The sequence below is a fragment of the Chakrabartyella piscis genome, assembly GCA_030067835.1.
GTDB lineage: Bacteria > Bacillota > Clostridia > Lachnospirales > Anaerotignaceae > Chakrabartyella > Chakrabartyella piscis.
In genome coordinates this window covers 1,391,224-1,413,373 of record CP092441.1, presented here as the reverse complement: position 1 = coordinate 1,413,373, position 22,150 = coordinate 1,391,224, and the positions used below count along the sequence as shown (strand labels likewise).

Here is a 22,150-nt window from a genome sequence, read left to right as displayed (position 1 = left end):
AATAAATACATATCATTCCACTACACACGGACATATGTTACAATATTTTACAAATTATTTCGAAATGCAGCTGAAATTTAATACTTTTGTTGCAAATTCCTTGTTTTTCTGCTATTCTTAGTACAAATATAAAAAGATAAGGGGTTTTATGGGATGGCAATAGAGTTGGTGCGGGCGTACTTAAAATTAGTGAATTGCCCAAAAGAAATTATTGAATTTGAAACTTCAAGTGCTACTGTGGAATTGGCAGCAGAAGCCGCTGGTGTAATTCCTGCACGTATTACAAAAACACTTTGTTTGATGTCAAAAGATGGTCCTATTGTGGTGGCTGTAGCAGGGGATACCAAAATAGACAACAAAAAGTTCAAATCCACTTTTGGAACCAAAGCAAAAATGCTGACTCCTGAAGAAACCTTAGAAGCCACCAATCACGCAATTGGCGGTGTTTGTCCTTTTGCTTTGCCTAAAGAAACCAAGGCATATGCGGACATTTCTATGAAACGTTTTGATACTGTATTTCCAGCAGCTGGAAGCAGTAATTCTGCTATAGAGCTCACTTGTGATGAATTATTCCATTATGGACAGTGTATTGAATGGATTGATATTTGTAAGGGATGGGAAGATGTAGAGGAGGCAAATGTATGAAAATTTCTACAAAAGGCAGATACGGTATTCGTATGTTGCTTTGTTTGGTATTCAACTATGAAAAAGGCACCACTTCTTTGAAAACAATTGCAAGAGAACAAAACATTTCCGAAAAATACTTAGAACAAATCATTGGTCCTTTGACCAAAAGTGGTATTGTTAAAAGCTATCGTGGTGCACAAGGTGGATACAAGTTGGCACGTTCTCCAAAAGACATTACTGTTGGTGAAGTTTTGGAGATTTTGGAAGGTACTTTGTCTCCTGTAGATTGTGTAGACAGCTACGATTGTCCACATGCCGATTTGTGTGTTTCTTTATCCTTATGGGGTCGCATCAAAGATGCAATCCATGAAGTTGTAGACAACACAACTTTGGCAGATATGGCAACAGAATATTACGAAAAACATCCTGATGAATTTTTAGATGATTGATGATAAAAATAACCACCATTGCAGATATACATGCTTTGGTGGTTTTCTTTATGTTGACTTTCTTTTATGATTTGGGTATCTTCTCCATTTGTGAAATTGCAACAACTGTAATTGCTCCAACTGTCAATAGTACGCCAAATGCTTGCATTCCCGAAACACTGGCGCCAAAGAATAACACACTGAATATCATTGTCATAATGGGAATACAATTATTGATTCCATTTGTTGTGATGACACCCAATACCTTTGTTGCATATGCAAAACAGATATATGCTATCACACCATTGAATACCCCTAAGAATAGTATACCTGCTACTACACCCACATTCGTAAACGCTTGTGTTGGAATAGGATCTACTGTAAACACAATGGTTGACAATACCATCAAACTGCCTAAGAACTGATAAAACAGCATTACAATGCGACTTTTTGGCAATTTGCTTGCATCTGCACAAATATAGCTATAGAAAATCCAAGCCAAATTAGATAAAAATAGGCTTCCCATTCCCACTATGCTAAAGCTTTGTGCTTCTCCTGATGATACAATGATGTAAACACCCAAAATGGATACCAAAGCACCCACTATGGTTCTTTTGTTCATCTTTTTCTTATAAAACACCATGTCATAAATCACACACATAACTGGAATGACAGACACAAATACAGATGCTGTAACGCTTCCCACCAGCTTGATTCCTGTATCACATGTCAGTCTGGAACCCATGATGCCTACAATGCCTGCAATGAGCATTCTCTTTGCCATTGGTAGCGAAACCTTCAAACTGGTCTTTTGTACCAAGCAAATCAATCCATATATCGTTACTGTAATCAACGCATTGAAAAAATTGATTTGGAATGCCGATAAATAGTTCACCAAATATCCTTTGATGGCAAACACTCCACCCCAAATGCTGACTGCAAGTATACATGCAAGTAAACCCTTTACTTTTTCTTGATTCATTTTTTTACCCCTCTATGCAGCTTTTCTTCTACACACTCCTCTTTTGTATACCCATCTATTTACAATTCTATTGCAACAAAACCTTCTGGTGACCAAACCAAAGCATGTGTAAATCCAATTTGTTTCACCATCTCCACCACTTCAGCAAAGTAAAATCCAATGGAATCACCATTATGGCTATCGCTGGACAATAAAATATTGCCACCTTTTTTGTATATTTCTTCCAATAAATCTATAGATGGATATGGTTCTGTACGAAGTCCACGATAAATGGCTCCTGTATTGATTTCAAATGGCTTACCATATGGCAAAAGTGCATTAATGGCATCACAGGCTGCTTTCTTATACCTTGGATGAGTTGTATCAAATAAAGCCTGATGTTCATTGAATTTCGCCACCAAGTCAAAATGACCTATGATATCAGCTCCTGTTACTTCCAAAACACTTGCCACAGTTGCAAAATAGGCTTCTGCAAAAGCATATGCATCACCTGCAAAGTGATTTTGGATATGATTTACAGAAATTTCTTCTGACCAATCCACACAAAGATACTGTCCATCTTTTTGAATGTAATGGACAGAACCTATGGAATATGCAAAGTCTTCTGGTACGTTTCCTGCAAAAATATCTTGTTCCACACCAGCATAAATTGTGATTTGATCTTTGTATTTGTCTTTCATGGCTTCCACTTCTTTGAGATAGTCAGAAATCCCTTCTTTTTGCATACAAAAATCCAAGTCAAAGTCTGTATAGGAATGTCCACTGAATCCAAGGGCAGTAAATCCCTTATCGATTGCAGCCAAAACCATTGCTTCTACAGATTCTTTGCCATCACAAAATGTGGTGTGTGTATGAAAATTCGCTTTTGGAATCATTTTGTCATCTTCTCCTGTTTTACTTTGTGATCAATGACATGACGAGATGCCAATTCATCACGAATATCGTTCAATGAAATACCCATTTCCACCATCATAACCATTACATGGTATGCAAGGTCTGCCACTTCATAGATGGTTTCTTGTTTGTCATCGGATTTGGATGCGATGATAACTTCTGTGCATTCTTCGCCCACTTTTTTAAGGATTTTATCCAAGCCTTTGTCAAACAAATATGTAGTATAGGAACCTTCTTGTTTGTCTGTTTTTCTACCAGAAATCAAGTCCATCAAACCATCCATGGAGAAGTCTGGTTTTGCATCATTTTGAAAGATTTTGTTGTGGAAACAAGATTCTTCACCCAAATGACATGCTGGTCCTACTTTATCTACTTCCACAGTCAAAGCATCCCCATCACAGTCTGCTGTAATGGAAACGATATGTTGTACATTGCCAGATGTTTCGCCTTTTCTCCAAAGTTCTTGTCTGGAACGTGACCAGAAACAAGTTCTTTTTTCTTCCATACTGATTGCAAGACTTTCTTTGTTCATGTATGCTAAAGTCAAAACTTGTTTTGTTTTGCAGTCCACAACGATTGTCGGAATCAAGCCTTTTTCATCGAATTTCAAATTTTCTATTTGTATCATGGTAAGCTCCTTTTTTTGCTGGAGGATGATATCCTCCCCTACGATATATGTATTATGGTTGCGGTACGCATACAATGCGCACCCTACAATTGTTCATTACCCACGCTTTGTAGGGGCGTTTCACGAAGCGCCCGCTTTATCTTCGCATAATGATGTTTTCTTCTGCTAGTTTTGCTTTCAAATCTGGAATTGCAACTTCTCCAAAATGGAAGATGGAAGCTGCCAATCCTGCATCTACTTTTGGTAAACTATGGAACAAAGTGATGAAATCTTCTACGCCACCAGCACCACCAGATGCAATGACAGGCACAGAAACAATATTGCAAACCGCTTCTAGCATTTCCAAATCAAAGCCTTCTTTGACGCCATCGGTATCAATGCTATTGACCACCACTTCACCAGCACCAAGGTCTACACATTTTTTGATCCATTCAAGCGCATCCATGCCAGTGTTTTCACGTCCACCTTTGGCAAACACTGTGAATTTACCATCTACACGCTTCACATCCACAGACAAAACCACACATTGGTCACCATATTTCTGTGCTGCTTCACGGATCAGTTCTGGATTTCTAATGGCTCCAGAATTGACACTGACCTTATCTGCACCACATTTGAGTACACGATCAAAATCATCCAAGGTATTGATGCCACCACCAACCGTCAGTGGAATGAAAATGGTACTTGCAACTTCTTTTAAGATATCTGTGAACAATCCACGTCCTTCTGCTGATGCTGTAATATCATAAAACACCAATTCATCTGCACCATTGTCGCTATAATATTTTCCCAAGGAAACAGGTGAAGAAACGTCAGATAAGCCTTCAAAATTGATACCTTTGACCACTCTACCATCACGCACATCCAAACAAGGTATGATTCGTTTTGTAATCATATTTATGCCTCCTTTGTCAACGCAACCGCTTCTGCCAAGTCGATATTCCCTGTGTAAAGTGCTTTTCCAAGGATTGCACCATAGAGGTTCATTTCAGCCAATGTTTTTACATCATCAATGGTTGTAACACCACCAGATGCTACGATGTCTACAGAGAATTTTTCAGACAATTCTTTGTAGAGTTCCAAGTTGGTGCCAGCCAAAAGACCATCTTTGGAAATATCGGTACAAATAATGGTTTTGACACCCATGTTTTGGACTTTTTGACAGAAATCGAAACAGCTTTCCTGTGACAATTCTGTCCAACCTTTGATGGCAACAAAACCATCTTTCACATCTACACCAACTGCAATTTTATCTCCATATTTATCAATCATTTCTTGCAAGAATACAGGGTCACTGACTGCTGCTGTACCCAAAATCACACGAAACACACCTGCATCCAAATAGCGTTTGATGACTTCTTCTGAACGAATGCCACCACCCACTTCCACAAGCAAACCACTTTCTGCTACGATTTTACGAATGGTTTCTAAGTTTGGTGTATCCCCACTTTTAGCACCTTCCAAATCCACTACATGGAGGTATGTTGCACCTGCTTTGTGGAATCCCTTTGCCACTTCCACAGGATTCGTGCTATATATTGTTTTTTGTGCATAGTCCCCTTTGATTAAGCGAACTGCACAGCCTTCGATTACATCTATTGCTGGAAATAAGTTCATTTGATTCTCCTTGTATAATGAAAACATAGTAAATTCTAAGTTTTCATTTGATTTTTTATTTACTATAATTTAAATAGATGCTATGGATTAGTGATTTCTCCTACAGCAGCTTAGCTGACTGGTTCGTAAAGGCTCTAACCATGGCTCTATGTTTAATTGTTGATTAGTTAGATAACGCATAGACGTTTTATATAGAGCAAGGATACATTTAACATAGAGTTCGTGGAACGTAGTATCAAATAAATTTAAAGGAGTTGTTTTCTATGTTATTTGTAGGTATTGATGTTGCTAAAAGCAAACATGATTGTTGTATTATTGATTCTGATGGTGTTCTTCACAATGATTCTTTACGCATTGAAAATTCAAAACTAGGCTTTGATTCTTTAGTTGAATCTATCTATTCAGCCTTAGACTCTAAAGATATTTCTAACGTAAAAATAGGACTTGAATCAACAGGGCATTACAGCACTAATATCACTAACTTTCTACTTGCTAAAGGTTTTCAAGTCACTACCTTGAATCCTTTATCTACTAATCTTTTTCGTAAAGCCCACACGCTCAGAAAGACCAAAACGGACAAGACAGATGCTAGAGTGATTGCTGCTATGCTTTTTACTGATGATTCAAAATCCTATTCACCAGTATCATACCAAATTTCTGAGCTAAAGTCACTAACTAGACATCGTTATCGTATGGTTGGTTATCGCTCACGCTTAAAAATATCTATAACTAGATTAATTGATATTGTCTTCCCTGAACTACCGACCTTAGTGTGGTCTATTCATCAGGTTTCTTCTTATGCAGTGCTTTCAGAATTACCTTCTCCTGTCGACATCTCTAATTGCCACCTTACTAAGCTTACGAACCTGCTTTCTAAGGCTTCAAAAGGTAAATATGGAAAAGAGAAAGCTATTGCATTTAAAAGTGTTGCTTCCAATTCTATTGGTTCTTCAAGCAGATCTATTTGTTTTGAATTGCAACAAACTATTCGATTAGTTCAGTCTGTTCAGTCTGAAATTGATGCTTTGGATGCTCAGATTAAACTTGTTATGCAAGAAATCGATTCACCTATTATGTCTATCCCTGGTATCTCTTTTACTTTGGGTGCTATCATCTTAGCCGAAATTGGTGATATCCATCGTTTTTCCAATCCTGCTAAGCTTTTAGCTTTTGCCGGTATGGAACCTTCTACCTATCAATCAGGTAAATTTAATGCTTCTAATACTCCTATGGTAAAGCGTGGGTCCACTTATTTGCGTTGGGCTATTTTGCAAGCTGTTCGCCTTGTTGCTATGCGTGATGTTTCTTTTAAAAACTATCTTAACCACAAACAGTCACAGGGTAAGCATTATTATGTTGCTATTAGCCACGCTGGCAAGAAGCTTGTTAGACTGATTCATTCTTTGTTAAAGAATAATTGTTCCTATATTCCTCAACACTAGTTTTTTGTATTTGTTTTTTCGAGCAACTAATGGTTGCTCTGTTTGCTATGCCTTTTTTCTAATCAACTGACTTTTGTAAGTTTATCTAACTTTTTATCATTTTTCTATTGACTTCATATAGTTAGTCTTTCAAATAAGGATATACTAATCCCCTTTGTAATAACAATCCAACTCCCACTCAAGGGGATTTGTATCTATATATTGCCAGATTTTCAGGTATTCCTTCCGATTGCGAATGATGTGGTCATGATAGGAACGTTGCCAAAGCTTTTTGTCAAAAGACATCACCAAGCCTTGTTTCACCAATCTTATGTATTCCACAGTTGTATGGCGTTTGAAATTCTGAAGTACATCTGATATTGTAGGGGCAGATTCCATATCTGCCCGTTTGATACATAAAATTGCATGAAAATGATTTGGCATTACTACATACTTATCACAATACACATTTTGATAGTCCAACATTGTTTGTTCCCAAATGTTAGCAATCATTCGGGTGGATATAGAATCCACCCCTACATCGCCAAATAGGCATTGTTTGTTTTGGGTGCAAATCGTGATGAAATATGCTCCATTTTCGCTATAATCGTAATTTTGCAACCGATTTGGTTTTCGTTTTGGATATTCCATATTTATGCCAATTCACAAAATGCTTTCAAAATATTCAGACCCACTTCTCCACTTTTTTCTGGGTGGAATTGTGTTCCATATACGTTTTTACGTTCCACAGAGCCTGTCAAAAGTCCACCATATTCTGCCTGTGCTGTCAAATCCACTTCACAGCCTGTTGCCGCAAAGGAATGTACATAATACACGCAATCACCTTCCTTCACATAGGTATAGAGCTTGCTGATTTCTTTATCTTTTGGGAAAACCAAAGCATTCCAACCGATATGAGGTACTTTCAAACCTTCTGTAATCATAGGTGCAATTGGGTCTACGCTACCTTGAATCAAACCAAGACCTTTATGTTCTCCATATTCCATGCTGCGTTCAAAGAGCATTTGCATGCCCAAGCAAATACCCAATAATGGTTTGCCTTTTTTACATTCAGACAAAATCACTTCATCCAAACCACTTTCTCTAAATTTTTTCATGGCATCAGAAAATGCACCAACACCTGGAAGTATGATTTTATCGCATTCTTCCAAGACTTTTGCATCCTTTGTCACCACAACATCTATTCCAATAAATTGCAAAGAGCTTTGCAAGGAAAACAAGTTTCCCACTCCATAATCGACTATCGCTATCATTACAACACTCCTTTTGTGGATGGAATTTCATTTTTATAGGCTTCATCTATGGCTGTTGCTTGTCCCAAACTTCTTGCCACAGATTTGAATGCACCTTCTATGATATGATGTGCATTTTTGCCATCCAATTGTTTGATGTGCAAAGTAATATTTGCATTTCTTGCAAAAGCAATGAAGAATTCTTCCACCAATTCTGTATCAAATGTACCAACCTTTTCTGTGGGGATATCCAAGTGATAGACAAGCATACCACGTCCAGAAATATCCACAGCTGACAAAATCAAGGTTTCATCCATAGGCAAAATCATATTGCCATAACGCACAATGCCTCTACAATCGCCAAGAGCATCCTTCATAGCTTGTCCAAGTGCAATGCCAATATCTTCTACTGTATGATGGTCATCCACATAGGTATCTCCATCACAATGTACTGTCAAGTCAAAACGACCGTGTTTTGCAAATAAAACAAGCATATGATCAAGGAAGCCACAGCCTGTTGCAATATCGCTGGCACCTGTGCCATCTAGGTTCAAGGAAAGATTGATTTTTGTTTCCAATGTATTTCTTTCTATGGTTTGACTTCTCATTTCGCACCATCCTCTTCTACAATAATTTCTGCTACTTTTTCTAGGAATGCGTCCATTTGTACATCTGTGCCAATGGTGACACGCATATATTGGTCAATCAAAGGTTTGTTGAAATAACGTACCAAAAGACCTTTTTCTTTGAGTTTTGTGTAGAACACATTACCGCCAACACTTTTGTGTGTCACAAAAATGAAGTTTGCTTTGGAATCCAATACTGTAAAGTCCATTTTGGTAAGTTCCGCAACGGTTCTTTCTCTTGTGGCAATGATTTTCTTTGCATTTTCTTTGTAATACGCATCGCTATCCACAGATGCTTCACCAGCAACCAATGTCAAACGATTGATGTTATATGGATTGGTTGAGAATTTGATTTTCTCCAAATCTTCAATAATTCCTTCTGAAGCAATGGCAAATCCAAGTCTTGCACCTGCCAAAGAACGTGATTTTGAGAAGGTCATGGATACCAAAAGATTATCATATTCTTTCACCAATTCCACAGCAGATGTACCACCAAAGTCCACATATGCTTCGTCAATCAAAACCAATTGATTTGGATTGGATGCAAGAATTTCTCTGATTTGTTCCAAGGAAATTTCCATACCTGTAGGTGCATTTGGATTGGCAATGACCACCATTTTATCCACTCCACAATAGTCTTTGTGGTTGATGGAGAAATCAGCGTTTAGAGGCACTGTCACTGTTGGTACACGATACAAATCAGAATACACAGGATAGAAACCATAGCTGATGGATGGATACATAACACCATGGTTCGCATCGCAAAATGCCATAAATGCAAAGTTGATGATATCATCAGAACCATTGGATAGGAAGATATTTTTTGCTTCCACATCATAAAGTCCTGCTAATTTTTCTTTTAGAATCTTACCTTCTGGATCAGGATATAGGTTCAGTTTCTCCACTTCTGCTGCTGAAACACGCTGAAACACCTCTGGTGATGGTGGATATGGAGATTCGTTTGTATTCAGTTTGATATATTGTTGATCTTTGGGTTGTTCGCCTGGTGTATAGGCTTCCAATCCTGCAAAACGTTCACTTAAAAATCGACTCATTTGGATATTCCCCTTTCACCTCTGACAATTGCTGAATTGCCATGTGCTTGCAAGCCTTCACGATTTGCAAATACATTAATTTTATCTGCTTCTTTTGCCAAAGCTTCTTCTGTATAGTAAGTATAAGAAGATTTTTTGATGAAATCATCCACGGATAATGGATTTGAAAAACGTGCTGTACCACTGGTTGGCAAGGTATGATTTGTTCCTGCGAAATAATCGCCCAATGCTTCTGGTGCATTTCTACCTAAGAAGATAGAACCTGCATGTTTGATATCGTCCAAGTAGTCAAATGGATTGTCTACGCAAACTTCCAAGTGTTCTGGTGCAATTTCATTGGAAACTGCAATGGCTTCTGCAATGCTTGCAACTATAATGATTTTCCCATTGTCATCAATGGATGATCTGGCAATTTCTTCTCTAGGAAGAAGTGGAATTTGACGTTCCAATTCCAAAGAAACTGCATCTGCCAATTCTTTGCTTTCTGTCACCAAAACAGCACTTGCCATTTTGTCATGTTCTGCTTGGGAAAGCATATCTGCTGCCACAACCACAGGGTCTGAAGCACCATCTGCAATGACCAAAATTTCACTAGGACCAGCAATCATATCAATTGCCACTTTTCCATATACTTGACGTTTTGCCTCAGCAACAAATGCATTGCCAGGACCAACGATTTTATCTACTTTAGAAACAGATTCTGTGCCATATGCCAATGCTGCAACCGCCTGTGCACCACCCATTTTGAAAATGCGATCCACACCTGCAATTTTAGCTGCTGCCAACACATCATCATTGAGTTTGCCACCCTTTGCTGGTGTGACCATAATGACTTCTTTGACACCTGCCAATTTGGCTGGAACACCATTCATCAGTACACTAGAAGGATAGCTTGCTGTACCACCAGGTACATAAATCCCAACTCTGTCCAATGCCATGATTTTTTGACCAAGAACAACGCCTTCTCGTGGTTCATATTTGAAATCTGTACGAATTTGGTTCTGATGATAGCCTTTGATATGGTCTGCCGCTTCTTCTAGGATTGCGATAAATTCTGCATCCACCCTCTCATAAGCTGCATCCCATTCTTCCTCGGAAACTTCCAAGTCTTCCAAATCTGCACCATCAAATTTCTTGCCATATGCTTTCAAAGCTGTATCTCCATTTTTACGAATATCCAAGATGATTTCTGAAACCACCAAAGAAACATCTGTTGTATCCTCTTCTCTGGCGAAGATTTCTTCTATGGAGATTGTTTCGTATGTATATTGTTTGATCATAGTACACCTCGTATATAACGGGCGACCACAGGTACGCCCCTACAAAATTTCATACAATAATTCGGTATTTTTAAGATTCTTCACTACGTTCTGAATGACACACACATCAGTCATTCTGAGGAGGTATGAAGAAGAATATTATTTATTTTTGATGATTTCTTCAATTTTAGCACACATTTCTTGGATGGGTGCATTCATGAACTTATAGCTTGCTTTATTGGCAATGAATCTTGCACTGATGGGCACAATATCTTCCCATGGTTCCAAGTTGTTTTCCAAGAGTGTGGTTCCTGTTTCTACGATATCCACAATGACATCGCTCATGCCAAGAATAGGTGCAATTTCAATGGAACCATGTAGCTCAATGATTTCGATATCTATACTTTGTTTGCGATAAAATTCTCTTGCAATATTGGGGAATTTCGTTGCAACCCTAAGGGTTTTATCTGCATCAGGTCTGCCACCTTTTTCGCCAGCAACTGCCATACGACATTTACCCATGCCAAGATCCAAAAGCTCATATACATCAGAATCTTGTTCTAGTAAAATATCTTTACCCACAACGCCAACATCTGCTGCGCCACGTTCTACATAGATTGCAACATCTGAAGGTTTCACCCAGAAATAGCGTACACCATTTTCTTCATTTTCAAAAATCAGTTTACGGTTGTTTTCCTTGATAGAAGGGCAACCATAGCCAATGCTTTCAAATATTTGATATGCCTTTTCACCCAAACGACCCTTTGGGAGTGCAATATTGATCCACTTATCCAATGATTTCAAGCCCCCTATCTTTGATGCAGAGGAGTTGTTTGTATTTCAATTCGCCAGTATCTTCTTTTTGTACACGCACACTTTGACCATTGCTTGTGAGCATTTGCACCCCATTCATAAGTGCTGTCAAATCTGTGGTTTCATCATACAAAAGCAAGATATCCACATCATATTCTTCTTTTTGTGTGTCCAAATTTTCCAACAAATCTAGGTACAAAGCAAAACCAATTGCATCGGTATCTTTGCCCAATTTATGCACCAAATTGTCATATCTACCACCCAACAAAATGCTAGATGGTACACCTTTGACAAAGCCTTGGAACACAATCCCATTGTAATAATCCATATCGTTGACCACAGAAAAGTCCAAATTTACGCTTTGTTCTGCTCCACTGGATTTTAGGAAGCTACCGATGGCATCCAACTCATCCATAGCATCTTCCATACGTTTGTTTTTGCAAAGAGCTTTTGCTTTTGGCAATACAGATTTCAAATCGCCATACAAGGCAGTTGCATCCACAATACGTTTGATTTCTTCAGCACAAACACCTTTTTGTTCACAAATTCTTGTGATTTCATGGGTATTTTTATCTGCCACCATACGCAAAACTTGTTCTTTGTCTTGATAATCCAACTCCAAATCTTCCAAAAGACCTGTCACAAATCCCATATGGGAAATGTCCATAATGTAGGATTCACTGATGGCTTCAAGACTTTTTTGTGCCAATTGCAACACTTCCAAAGTTGCATATGCATCCACTTCACCGATATATTCCAAACCAACTTGCATGATTTCCTTATATTCACCAGCACCTTTTTTGCCACGATATACATTTTCGTTGTAATATACCTTTTGCACTGGAGCAGTGCTACCCTTTGCATGTTTGACAATGGACAAAGTAACGTCTGGTTTCAAAGCCAACAGTTTTCCATCCATACCGTTGAAGGTTAAGATATGTTCACTGCCCAAAAAGCTTCTATTTGCTGCATAAAAATCATATTCTTCAAACTTACTCATTTTGAATTTTTTGTATCCATATTGTTCAAAAATAGCACGCAGGCTAAATATCACTTCTTCTTCTTTTTTGAATAGCATTTTTGATATTGTCATAAGACACCTCCATATTTGATACTCCTATCTTATACGATTCAAACGCTTTAGTCAAGTAGATTATTAAAGTTCGTGACTATGCATATTTTTTATGTATATTGCATTTATTTTTATACAAAATCACAATTTCCATCATAGAAAAAAAGATGTACTCCTGAGAAAGTACACCTAGACCATCAAAAAAATATATACCTAAACAAACGGGCAGATATGGAATCTGCCCCTACAAGTGTCTCGTAAGCCCATTATCTACAAATGAATAAAAAATTTCAGTATGCAAATCACCAATATAATATTCTGTATACACTTTCTTCATAATCTAAAAGATGTACCCCAAAATGGAGTACATCTCTTTTGATTTATATGATTTAAAATTAAAGTACGCTGAACAACAATCTGCCATATGTAGGGAATGGCCATGCTTTTTCATCTACTTCTTCTTCCATTACGTCAGCGATTTCACGCAATTCGTTCATTGCTGCCAAAACAACTGCTTGGTAGCATTGACCTTCATCCAAGATGCCAACTACTGCTTTTTCTTCTGCCATAACCAAAGCAGCTTCCAAAGCGTCAATTTTCACATAGAAATCAGCACAAAGACCAGAAAGTTTTGCAACCAATTTTTCTTCTACAGAACAATCAATTGCTGTAGATACAGCACGTTTTGCTGCAACAGTTTCAGCCAAACCTTTTACATATTTGCTGACTGCTGGCAAAATGCTTTTCTTAGCCATATTGAGCATTGTCAATGCTTCAATGTGAACACATTTCACATAGTTTTCCATCAAGATTTCATATCTGGAGTGCATTTCTTCTGCTGTCAAAACTTTGTGTTTTGTGAATGTAGCAACGTTTTTGTCTGCCAAGTAACAAGGCAAAGCATCAATTGTTGTTTTGAGGTTCAACAAACCACGGCTTTCAGCTTCCACAACCCATTCATCAGAATAGTTGTTACCATTGAAGATAATACGTTTGTGTTCGATTACAGTACGTCTGATCAAAGCATTGATTGCTGCTTCCATATCAGTTGCACCTTCCAATTCATCTGCAAATTGAGACAAGGATTCTGCAACAATTGTGTTCAAAATGAAGTTAGGGCAAGCGATAGACAATGCACTACCAAGCATACGGAATTCAAATTTGTTTCCTGTGAAAGCAAATGGTGAAGTTCTGTTTCTGTCTGTTGTATCTCTGAAGAAACGTGGCAATACATGAACGCCAACTTTCATCAATTCTCTATCTTTACCAGCATATTCTACGCCACTTTCGATACTGTCAAGAACTGCTTGCAATTCTTCACCAACGAACATGGACATGATTGCTGGAGGAGCTTCATTTGCACCCAAACGGTGATCATTGCCAGCAGATGCAACAGAAATACGAAGCATATCTTGGTAATCATCAACTGCTTTGATCAAAGCTGTCAAGAAGAGCAAGAATCTTGTGTTTTCCACTGGAGATTCGCCTGGTTCCAAAAGATTGGAGTCTTTGTCTGTGGACATAGACCAGTTGTCATGTTTACCACTACCATTTACGCCTGCAAATGGTTTTTCATGCAACAAACAAACCATACCGTGTTTGTCAGCAACTTTTTTCATCAATTCCATTGTGAGTTGGTTATGGTCACAAGAGATGTTTACAGATGTAAAGATTGGCGCCATTTCGTGTTGTGCTGGAGCAACTTCATTGTGTTCTGTTTTGGAAAGGATACCCATTTTCCAAAGTTCTTCATCCAAATCAGTCATGAATGCTTTTACACGAGGTTTGATGGTACCGAAGTAGTGATCGTCAAGTTCTTGACCTTTTGGAGGTTTTGCACCGAACAATGTTCTACCACAGTAGATCAAATCTTTTCTTTCTCTATATACTTCTTTATCAATCAAGAAGTATTCTTGTTCTGGACCAACTGTTACGTTGATTCTCTTAGTTTCTGTATCACCCAACAAACGCAATACTCTTACTGCTTGTTTGTTGATTGCTTCCATAGAACGAAGCAAAGGTGTTTTTTTATCAAGCGCTTGACCACCATAGGAGTAGAATGCTGTAGGAATACACAATGTACCACCTTTGATGAATGCGAAGGAGGTTGGATCCCAAGCTGTATAGCCTCTTGCTTCAAATGTAGCTCTCAAACCACCATTAGGGAAGCTGGATGCATCCGGTTCACCTTGGATCAACTCTTTGCCAGAGAATTCCATGATAACATGACCATCAGCAGTTGGTGCGATAAAGCTATCGTGTTTTTCAGCTGTAATACCTGTCATTGGTTGGAACCAATGTGTGAAGTGTGTTGCGCCTTTTTCAAGTGCCCAATCTTTCATTGCATTTGCAACGATATTAGCCACATCTCTATCCAATCTTTTGCCTTCTTGGATTACACGACACATCAATTTATATGTATCTTTAGGCAATCTTTCTTTCATAACGCTTTCATTGAATACCATGGAACCAAATAATTCTGGAACGTTTTTTACCATTACCGCAACCTCCTCAATAAATAACCAACTTTTATAAAACTTATACCAAAAAAGGGAACTTGCCCTTTTGTTTTCAGAAGACCTGTTTTTCATATAAAAACGGACAAATCCCCAAAAACCTTATCGCAGCCCCTTTGCTGTTTACACCGTCATTATAGATTCAATATCCATGTACTGTCAACATGTTTTTTTACGAAGAAATCAAATGTATTTCTGACACGAACACAAATTTGATGAATATTACCAAATTCTACATTGAAATTCCACCTTTCGTGTATATTATTATACAGCTTCTCTATATTTACCAAGGACTGTATTGCAATAAAGTGCTACAATTGCTACATTTATGAAAATAATTTGGCAGATTTCCCTTTTTTCTGCAATTTCACAACAAAAACGCAACGAAAAAAATATTTGACATCTTTTTATACCTAGTGTAAAATACGAACAAATGAAAAAAGCAGTGAGAAAGAGAAGTACCTCAAAGACACCGCTACAGTGAATAAGGGATAGTGTGAACCTTATGCAGGCATTTGAGCGAATAACACTTTTTAGCTTCGATCTGAACCTCTTTATAGAGCAGTAGGTGAGACGTACTGTCTACGTTATCGGACACGAATTTATTTGAATTCGAAAAGTGACTGTATTTACAGTAAATTAGGTGGCACCGCGGATGGCAGCTTATTCGTCCTATAATTATAATATTATTGGGATAATTAGCTGCATAATTCAGGCAACACCGCACAATTCTGAATCATAACCTTTGTGATTTATTTTTCCGTCATAAACTCCAAAAATACTTGATGATATCCCGATATCACCTCCGTTTTTTGGCGATTATGACAAAAAAATACTTTCTCAAATTTTACGATTAGAACCATGCGATATTGCCCTAACATTCGGAGGTGCTTTTTATGTGTTCAATTATGGGTATTACAAGTAAATGTGCGGAAATGGAAATTTTGATGGAAAGCTTCAACAGAAGTATTTCTCGTGGTCCTGACATGTCCAGAACCATTGATGCTGGCAAAGGTATGCTACTCTTCCATCGTTTGGCTATTATGGGTCTTCATCCAGAAGGTATGCAACCTTTCACATATGGTGATGATGCTGTGGTTTGTAACGGTGAGTTGTACTGCTTCCGTCCTATTAAAGAAGAACTTGCAAAAAAATATACTTTTAAGAGTGAATCTGACTGCGAAATCATCTTGCCTATGTACTATGAATATGGTTTGGATATGTTCGCTATGTTGGATGCTGAATTTGCAATGATTATTTATGATGCAAAACAAGATAAATTCATTGCTGCACGTGATCCAATTGGTATTCGTCCATTGTTCTATGGATATATGGCTGATGGTGAAATCGCTTTTGCAAGTGAAGCCAAAAACTTGGTGGATATTTGTGATGAAGTGGTTCCTTTCCCTCCATCTCATTATTATGCTGATGGTGAATTTGTAAAATATTGTGATTTGACAAGTGTTTCTGAATACAGCACAGATGATTTGGAAACCACATGTGGCAAAATCAAAGACTTGTTGCTTGCTGGTATTGAAAAACGATTGGATGCAGATGCTCCACTTGGTTTCTTGCTCAGTGGTGGTTTGGATAGTAGCCTTGTGTGTGCTGCTGCTACCAAAATCATGAACAAACCAATCAGAACCTTTGCAATTGGTATGGAGAAAGATGCAATTGACTTGCATTACGCTAAAGAAGTTGCTGATTACATCAAATCTGAACATACAGAAATCATCATCACAAAAGAAGATGTTTTGGCTGCTTTGGACTATGTTATTCAAACTTTGGGTACTTATGACATTACAACCATTCGTGCTAGTATGGGTATGTACTTGATTTGTAAAGCAATCCATGAAACCACTGATGTTCGTGTATTGTTGACTGGAGAAATTTCCGATGAATTGTTCGGTTACAAATATACAGACTTCGCTCCTACAGATGAGGCATTCCAAGCAGAATCTAAGAAACGTGTAGACGAATTGTATATGTATGATGTATTGCGTGCTGACCGTTGTATTTCTGCAAACTCCATTGAAGCTCGTGTTCCTTTTGGAGATTTGGCATTTGTAAAATACGTTATGTCCATCAACCCATCTATGAAACGCAACAGCTACAACATGGGTAAATATTTGCTTCGTCATGCTTTTGAAGGTGATTTGTTGCCAGAAAACATCTTGTTCCGTGAAAAAGCTGCTTTCAGTGATGCTGTAGGTCACTCTTTGGTAGACGATTTGAAAGAATATGCTGAATCTGTTTACACAGACGCTGAATACGCTGAAAGAATCAAATTGTATGATTTCGCAACACCTTTCACAAAAGAAAGCTTGCTCTACCGTGAAATCTTTGAAAAATACTATGCTGGTCAATCCAAAATGGTTTGTGATTTCTGGATGCCAAACAAAGAATGGGAAGGTTGTAACGTAAACGATCCTTCTGCTCGTGTACTTTCCAACTATGGTAATAGCGGTATTTAATTTGCATTGACATGTAACATTTCGGGCATCCACACAGGGATGCCCCTACAATATATATTAAAACAATTGAAGGGATGCTTGTCCCTTCTTTTTTTATAGAAACGGGAGGATGATATCCTCCCCTACAACAAGTTATAATCAACTTATTTTCTACTATATTATATGTATTCAATTTTTTGCTTGTTCCAGACCTTGTGCAACTGCTTGCAACACTTCCTGTGCTGAATAGGCATTTGCTTTGGAAACTGAAATTTCCAATGATTGTGTTTTCACCACTTCTCGACACACTTCTTCTGCTGCCGATTCCATCAAGGGATAAAATACAGTTGCTGTTTCAGTCAATTCTGACAATGCTACATCTGCAATGAGTCCTTCTTCAATGGTCACAGATACCATTGCTTTTTCTTCACCCAGTGTAACCTGCGTATGGTACACACCATCTCGATACATTGCTGTATCCTTGTCTCCAATTCCTAAGAAGAACCAAATCAAACCAACCAAAATCACCACACCCAAAATGGCAAAAATTGCAGTTCTAATGAGCTCCTTCAGTTTGATTACCATAAATTTTGAACCTGCCATATCCTTTCCTCCTACTCGTCTTTTCCTTACTTTCACTATATGCGACAGAATAAAATATATGCAAATGCACTTGATAAAATAGGTGGTTACAGGTATGATGGATGTAGTGAATTTATGCATTTTTTCATGCAAATGGTCAGAATAAGCCATGACCCTATGATTGATTTTCAATATATTTATTTCGATAGAAAGGCGGTACTCCTATGGCACTTCGTTTTATCATTGGTAGATCTGGTACAGGCAAAACACGCCTTTGTATGGATGAAATCATCAAAAAACAACAGGAATCCATGCATACCAAGCAAATTTTGATTGTTCCAGAACAATTTACATCACAAACAGAGCGTGATTTGCTTTCTTTGTCTCCAAACAAAACCATTTTATTTGCTGAAGTTTTGAGTTTTGGTAGATTGGCGCATCAGTTTTTCTCCAAATATGGTCAAGGAAAAGGTACTCCACTTGGTGATATTGGAAAGATTATGGCAATTCAAAAGGTTTTGTTGGATGAAAAGAACAATATTTCCTACTTCCAACATGTATTGGACAAACATGGATTTGCAGAACAGATTTCCTTGACTTTGACTGAATTTTTCCAATATGAAATTACACCTGAACAGCTGGAATCATATATGTCAAAGGAACAACTCCCTCATGGTGTTCAAGAAAAAATCCATGACTTATCTTGTATTTACAAAGCATATACAAAATTTTTAGACCAAGATTACATCACCGATGATGAAACATTGCACCTTTTGTCTGGTGGCTTGGCTAGAAAATTCGATTATGCTGACACTGAATTCTATTTGGATGGGTTTTATGGGTTTACACCACAGGAGGTTTCTGTCATTGCACAACTTTTGATGGGTTCCAAAAATGTAACCATTACACTACCTATGGATGAAAAAAGCTATTTTGCTACAAATTTACATCCAACAGCACCATTTTTTGAATCTATGCAAACAAAGGCTTCTCTTTTGTCATTGGCTGAAGAATTGAGTGTTGCAACTGCTTCTCCTATTCTTTTGCAAGAAAATTTGCGTTCCAAAACAGAAGGTTTGCAAAATTTGGAGCAATATTATTTCCAAGGATATTACAAAAAATGCCCTTTACAAGATGGTGTTTCCATCATTTCTTGTACCACAAAACAAGAAGAAATTGCCATGGTCGCACAAAAGATTCAATATCTAGTGAAAGCCAACAATTTGCGATATCGTGATTTTGCAATTGTCACAAACAACATTGATTTATATGAAAAAAACATACGTAGTGACTTATCCCATTACGAAATTCCACATTTCATTGACAAACGTTTGGATATTTCCAACCATCCTTTTATCACTATGGTCCAAGGGTTATTGGATATGTTGGTGTTTGATTTTACCTACGAAAGTGTATTTTCCTATTTGAAAACACAGCTATCTCCACTGTCTATGGAAGAAGTGGATTTATTGGAAAATTACGTTTTGGCTTATGGCATCAAAGGTTACAAATGGCATATGGAAGAATGGAAATATGGTTTGCAAAGAGAAGGTGAAGATGCTTTACTTCTCATCAACAGCTTGAAGAAACGTTTCTTGGAACCACTGGCACCACTCATTTCCATGCAAAAGAAATCCTTCTTACTTTCTGATTTTTTGCAAGCACTATACCATCATTTTGCCGAAATTGGCACTTCTGAGCACTTGGAAGATTGGATGAACCTTGCAAGTCAAAGTGCTCACCCTGAAAAAGCAGAAGAACACAAGCAAATTTGGTCTATTTTCCTAGAAGTTTTGGAAAAAGCACAAGGGATTTTAGGAAATGAAAAAATGAAAATGAAGGAAGCATCTGGCATTTTGAAAGCTGGTTTTGGCAAATGCACTATGGGTGTGATTCCTGCCACCTTGGATTGTGTTCTTGTTGGCGATATTGAGCGTTCTCGTTTGCCAGAAATCAAATACCTATTTGTCGTTGGTGTCAACGAGGGTATTTTACCTGCTCCTGCACAAGCACAGGGTATTTTTACAGAACAAGAACGTGAATTATTGTCTCAAAAAGGCTTATCCCTTGCATCTTCTGCCAAACAAAAGGCTTATGAAGAACAATTTTTGATTTATTATGGTCTGACAAAGCCATCACATGGTTTGTATTTGTTATTTGCAAATGGCGATACCCAAGGAAAAGCACTTTTGCCTTCTTCTTTGATTCACAAATTGATGGGTATGGATTCTGAATTGCAAATGGAAGTTGCACCAGAATTCCAATTGGAAACCACATTGCCACAGCAAGCATTTCGTTATTTGGTACAAAAGATTGGTACACATACACAAGAATTGCCACTGGATTCATTTTGGATGGATTTATATGGATACTTTGCAAATTCTCCTAAATGGAATCCACAAATTGATATTTTGCAAAAAGGATTTGTCACCAACATCAAACAAGAGCGTTTGTCACCTAAAATCGCAAAAAAACTCTATGGAAAAACCATTTTTTCCAGTGTTTCTCGTTTGGAACGTTTTGCCTCCTGCCCATTTTCCTATTTTATGGAATATGGAGTGCGTGCTAAGGAACGTAGTTTGTATCAATTGGGTGCACCTGACTTGGGACTCCTCTTCCACAGTGTTTTGGAGAACTTCTCCTTGCAGTTGCAACAAGATCAAGTGTCATGGTCAGAATTGGATTACAATGCCACACAAACCCGTGTACACGATGCTGTAGCCACTGTTGCACCAACTCTATCCAATGAAATTCTATTGGCATCTTCCTCCAATCAATATCTCATCAAACGTTTGGAGCGTATTGCCACCAGTTCTGCTTGGACTTTGGTACGTCATATGCAAAGTGGTGATTTCAAACCCATTGGTTATGAAGTTGGTTTTGGAAACCAAGAGGATTTGCCACCGATTCAACTTCAATTGCCTGATGGTGGTCAATTGATTTTGTCTGGAAAAATCGATCGTGTAGATATTCTGGATACAAATGGCAAACGTTATGTAAAAATCATTGATTACAAATCTGGTTCCAAGTCTTTCCAATTCCAAGATGTGTATTATGGATTGCAATTGCAATTGTTGATGTATTTGGATGCCTATGTACAACACCACAAAGAAACAGAAACACCATTACAACCTGCTGGTGTTTTCTATTTCCGTATCACAGACCCTCGTGTTTCCATAAGCGAAAGCACTTCAACCGAAGAAATTGGTGAAATGCTTTATAAAAAAATGCAAATGTCTGGTTTGGTTTTGGAAAACGATGCTGTTATCCAAGGTTTGGATCATGTGTTCTTAGAGGATTATGCTGGCAATGCTTCTCAAATTGTACCAGTTGGATTCACCAAAAAAGGAGCACCTTCTAGCACTTCTTACTTGGCAAATGCAGATGATTTTACATCACTTTTGGAATTTGTAGGCAAAAAAGCAACTGAAATTGGTACAGATATCAAAAGTGGATATATGGCACCATCACCTTATCGAAATGGAACCAAAACACCATGCACTTATTGTCGCTTTCGCTCTATTTGCAAACACCAAACAGGTGACCAAATTCCATATCGCAATTTGGAGAAAATCAGTAAAGCTGGTTTTTGGGACAAAATCCACTGTGAAGACAACTGAGGAATATTTATATAATGTGTAGTTGCGGAGAGATTAGGGCATCGCTCCCTACAAAAATCAAAACCTTAAATACATTACACTTGTAGGGGCGATTCACGAATCGACCTCTGTTCTTTGAACGGGCGACCACTGGTCGCCCCTACGAAAAGCAAAACCATAAATATGATGTACTGTAGGGGTACCCCTATGTGGGTGTCCGTCATGAATAACCACGAAATATAAATACGCAGATGTAGGAGCGATTCACGAATCGACCGCAAAACCAAGATTCTTCGTCGCTACGAAACTCTCCTCAGAATGACAG

The 22,150-nt window shown here is 38.0% G+C and carries 19 protein-coding genes and 1 other annotated feature; of the genes, 5 read left to right on the top strand and 14 right to left on the bottom strand.

The features are described 5' to 3' along the window. Window positions 1-153: 153 nt before the first annotated feature. Window positions 154-645, top strand: a complete 492-nt coding sequence (locus tag MJY40_RS06335) for a YbaK/EbsC family protein (RefSeq protein ID WP_317856149.1) — start codon at window positions 154-156, stop codon at window positions 643-645. Further along, window positions 642-1,076 carry an RrF2 family transcriptional regulator gene (locus tag MJY40_RS06330; RefSeq protein ID WP_317856148.1) on the top strand — a complete coding sequence of 145 codons (435 nt, stop codon included), beginning with the start codon at window positions 642-644 and terminating at the stop codon, window positions 1,074-1,076. The genes MJY40_RS06335 and MJY40_RS06330 overlap by 4 nt, the downstream gene beginning before the upstream one ends. 64 nt (window positions 1,077-1,140) lie before the next feature. On the opposite strand, the gene MJY40_RS06325 is transcribed toward MJY40_RS06330, so the two are convergent. The 5 genes from MJY40_RS06325 to hisA all read right to left on the bottom strand — a co-directional run bounded on the left by MJY40_RS06325 (window position 1,141) and on the right by hisA (window position 5,176). Next, on the bottom strand, window positions 1,141-2,037 hold the full coding sequence (locus tag MJY40_RS06325) for a DMT family transporter (protein WP_317856147.1): 897 nt from the start codon (window positions 2,035-2,037) through the stop codon (window positions 1,141-1,143). 59 nt (window positions 2,038-2,096) lie between these two features. Beyond that, on the bottom strand, window positions 2,097-2,912 hold the full coding sequence (locus MJY40_RS06320) for a histidinol-phosphatase (RefSeq protein WP_317856146.1): 816 nt from the start codon (window positions 2,910-2,912) through the stop codon (window positions 2,097-2,099). Then, a complete protein-coding gene (gene hisIE, locus MJY40_RS06315; RefSeq protein WP_331488235.1) occupies window positions 2,909-3,634 on the bottom strand; it encodes a bifunctional phosphoribosyl-AMP cyclohydrolase/phosphoribosyl-ATP diphosphatase HisIE in 726 nt (241 codons plus the stop codon). Before hisIE ends, MJY40_RS06320 begins: the two co-directional genes overlap by 4 nt. Before the next feature lie 61 nt (window positions 3,635-3,695). Beyond that, complete coding sequence (gene hisF, locus MJY40_RS06310; RefSeq protein WP_317856145.1) at window positions 3,696-4,454, bottom strand: imidazole glycerol phosphate synthase subunit HisF; 759 nt, start codon at window positions 4,452-4,454, stop codon at window positions 3,696-3,698. A 2-nt stretch (window positions 4,455-4,456) separates the two neighbouring features. Next, window positions 4,457-5,176, bottom strand: coding sequence for a 1-(5-phosphoribosyl)-5-[(5-phosphoribosylamino)methylideneamino]imidazole-4-carboxamide isomerase (gene hisA / locus MJY40_RS06305; RefSeq protein WP_317856144.1), 720 nt, complete (start codon window positions 5,174-5,176; stop codon window positions 4,457-4,459). A 263-nt stretch (window positions 5,177-5,439) separates the two neighbouring features. On the opposite strand from hisA, the gene MJY40_RS06300 reads away from it, so the two are divergent. After that, window positions 5,440-6,618 (top strand): IS110 family RNA-guided transposase, encoded by a 1,179-nt coding sequence (locus MJY40_RS06300; RefSeq protein ID WP_317856143.1) that lies wholly within the window; start codon window positions 5,440-5,442, stop codon window positions 6,616-6,618. 144 nt (window positions 6,619-6,762) lie between these two features. Here MJY40_RS06300 and MJY40_RS06295 read toward each other — a convergent pair whose 3' ends face one another. The 8 genes from MJY40_RS06295 to MJY40_RS06260 all read right to left on the bottom strand — a co-directional run bounded on the left by MJY40_RS06295 (window position 6,763) and on the right by MJY40_RS06260 (window position 15,173). Further along, window positions 6,763-7,248: a transposase gene (locus MJY40_RS06295; RefSeq protein ID WP_317856142.1), complete on the bottom strand. Its 486-nt coding sequence runs from the start codon at window positions 7,246-7,248 to the stop codon at window positions 6,763-6,765. A 2-nt stretch (window positions 7,249-7,250) separates the two neighbouring features. Beyond that, a complete protein-coding gene (hisH, locus tag MJY40_RS06290; RefSeq protein WP_317856141.1) occupies window positions 7,251-7,871 on the bottom strand; it encodes an imidazole glycerol phosphate synthase subunit HisH in 621 nt (206 codons plus the stop codon). Continuing rightward, window positions 7,871-8,458 carry an imidazoleglycerol-phosphate dehydratase HisB gene (gene hisB, locus MJY40_RS06285; protein ID WP_317856140.1) on the bottom strand — a complete coding sequence of 196 codons (588 nt, stop codon included), beginning with the start codon at window positions 8,456-8,458 and terminating at the stop codon, window positions 7,871-7,873. Before hisB ends, hisH begins: the two co-directional genes overlap by 1 nt. Then, a complete protein-coding gene (gene hisC / locus MJY40_RS06280; protein ID WP_317856139.1) occupies window positions 8,455-9,531 on the bottom strand; it encodes a histidinol-phosphate transaminase in 1,077 nt (358 codons plus the stop codon). Before hisC ends, hisB begins: the two co-directional genes overlap by 4 nt. Beyond that, entirely contained in the window at window positions 9,528-10,811 is a 1,284-nt protein-coding gene (hisD, locus tag MJY40_RS06275; protein WP_317856138.1) for a histidinol dehydrogenase, read from the bottom strand. Before hisD ends, hisC begins: the two co-directional genes overlap by 4 nt. Before the next feature lie 138 nt (window positions 10,812-10,949). After that, window positions 10,950-11,594, bottom strand: coding sequence for an ATP phosphoribosyltransferase (gene hisG / locus MJY40_RS06270; protein WP_317856137.1), 645 nt, complete (start codon window positions 11,592-11,594; stop codon window positions 10,950-10,952). Then, the gene (locus MJY40_RS06265) at window positions 11,578-12,696 is read right to left on the bottom strand and encodes an ATP phosphoribosyltransferase regulatory subunit (protein ID WP_317856136.1); all 1,119 of its coding nucleotides are present in this window, start codon (window positions 12,694-12,696) and stop codon (window positions 11,578-11,580) included. Before MJY40_RS06265 ends, hisG begins: the two co-directional genes overlap by 17 nt. 374 nt (window positions 12,697-13,070) lie before the next feature. Continuing rightward, window positions 13,071-15,173, bottom strand: coding sequence for a glutamine synthetase III family protein (locus MJY40_RS06260; protein WP_317856135.1), 2,103 nt, complete (start codon window positions 15,171-15,173; stop codon window positions 13,071-13,073). Window positions 15,174-15,627: 454 nt separating this feature from the next. Further along, window positions 15,628-15,869 (top strand) — a binding site (T-box leader). Between the two features lie 218 nt (window positions 15,870-16,087). On the opposite strand from MJY40_RS06260, the gene asnB reads away from it, so the two are divergent. Continuing rightward, complete coding sequence (gene asnB, locus MJY40_RS06255; RefSeq protein WP_317856134.1) at window positions 16,088-17,665, top strand: asparagine synthase B; 1,578 nt, start codon at window positions 16,088-16,090, stop codon at window positions 17,663-17,665. A 168-nt stretch (window positions 17,666-17,833) separates the two neighbouring features. On the opposite strand, the gene MJY40_RS06250 is transcribed toward asnB, so the two are convergent. After that, complete coding sequence (locus MJY40_RS06250; RefSeq protein WP_317856133.1) at window positions 17,834-18,247, bottom strand: FMN-binding protein; 414 nt, start codon at window positions 18,245-18,247, stop codon at window positions 17,834-17,836. Window positions 18,248-18,450: 203 nt separating this feature from the next. On the opposite strand from MJY40_RS06250, the gene addB reads away from it, so the two are divergent. Continuing rightward, a complete protein-coding gene (addB, locus tag MJY40_RS06245; protein ID WP_317856132.1) occupies window positions 18,451-21,846 on the top strand; it encodes a helicase-exonuclease AddAB subunit AddB in 3,396 nt (1,131 codons plus the stop codon). Window positions 21,847-22,150: the final 304 nt, after the last annotated feature.

Coding starts and splice junctions, on each gene's coding strand:
- MJY40_RS06300 (WP_317856143.1), top strand. CDS start 5,440: ATGTTATTTGTAGGTATTGATGTTGCTAAAAGCAAACATGATTGTTGT.
- MJY40_RS06325 (WP_317856147.1), bottom strand. CDS start 2,037: ATGAATCAAGAAAAAGTAAAGGGTTTACTTGCATGTATACTTGCAGTC.
- addB (WP_317856132.1), top strand. CDS start 18,451: ATGGCACTTCGTTTTATCATTGGTAGATCTGGTACAGGCAAAACACGC.
- MJY40_RS06320 (WP_317856146.1), bottom strand. CDS start 2,912: ATGATTCCAAAAGCGAATTTTCATACACACACCACATTTTGTGATGGC.
- hisA (WP_317856144.1), bottom strand. CDS start 5,176: ATGAACTTATTTCCAGCAATAGATGTAATCGAAGGCTGTGCAGTTCGC.
- MJY40_RS06265 (WP_317856136.1), bottom strand. CDS start 12,696: ATGACAATATCAAAAATGCTATTCAAAAAAGAAGAAGAAGTGATATTT.
- MJY40_RS06335 (WP_317856149.1), top strand. CDS start 154: ATGGCAATAGAGTTGGTGCGGGCGTACTTAAAATTAGTGAATTGCCCA.
- hisD (WP_317856138.1), bottom strand. CDS start 10,811: ATGATCAAACAATATACATACGAAACAATCTCCATAGAAGAAATCTTC.
- MJY40_RS06250 (WP_317856133.1), bottom strand. CDS start 18,247: ATGGCAGGTTCAAAATTTATGGTAATCAAACTGAAGGAGCTCATTAGA.
- MJY40_RS06330 (WP_317856148.1), top strand. CDS start 642: ATGAAAATTTCTACAAAAGGCAGATACGGTATTCGTATGTTGCTTTGT.
- asnB (WP_317856134.1), top strand. CDS start 16,088: ATGTGTTCAATTATGGGTATTACAAGTAAATGTGCGGAAATGGAAATT.
- hisC (WP_317856139.1), bottom strand. CDS start 9,531: ATGAGTCGATTTTTAAGTGAACGTTTTGCAGGATTGGAAGCCTATACA.
- MJY40_RS06260 (WP_317856135.1), bottom strand. CDS start 15,173: ATGGTAAAAAACGTTCCAGAATTATTTGGTTCCATGGTATTCAATGAA.
- hisB (WP_317856140.1), bottom strand. CDS start 8,458: ATGAGAAGTCAAACCATAGAAAGAAATACATTGGAAACAAAAATCAAT.
- hisF (WP_317856145.1), bottom strand. CDS start 4,454: ATGATTACAAAACGAATCATACCTTGTTTGGATGTGCGTGATGGTAGA.
- hisH (WP_317856141.1), bottom strand. CDS start 7,871: ATGATAGCGATAGTCGATTATGGAGTGGGAAACTTGTTTTCCTTGCAA.
- MJY40_RS06295 (WP_317856142.1), bottom strand. CDS start 7,248: ATGGAATATCCAAAACGAAAACCAAATCGGTTGCAAAATTACGATTAT.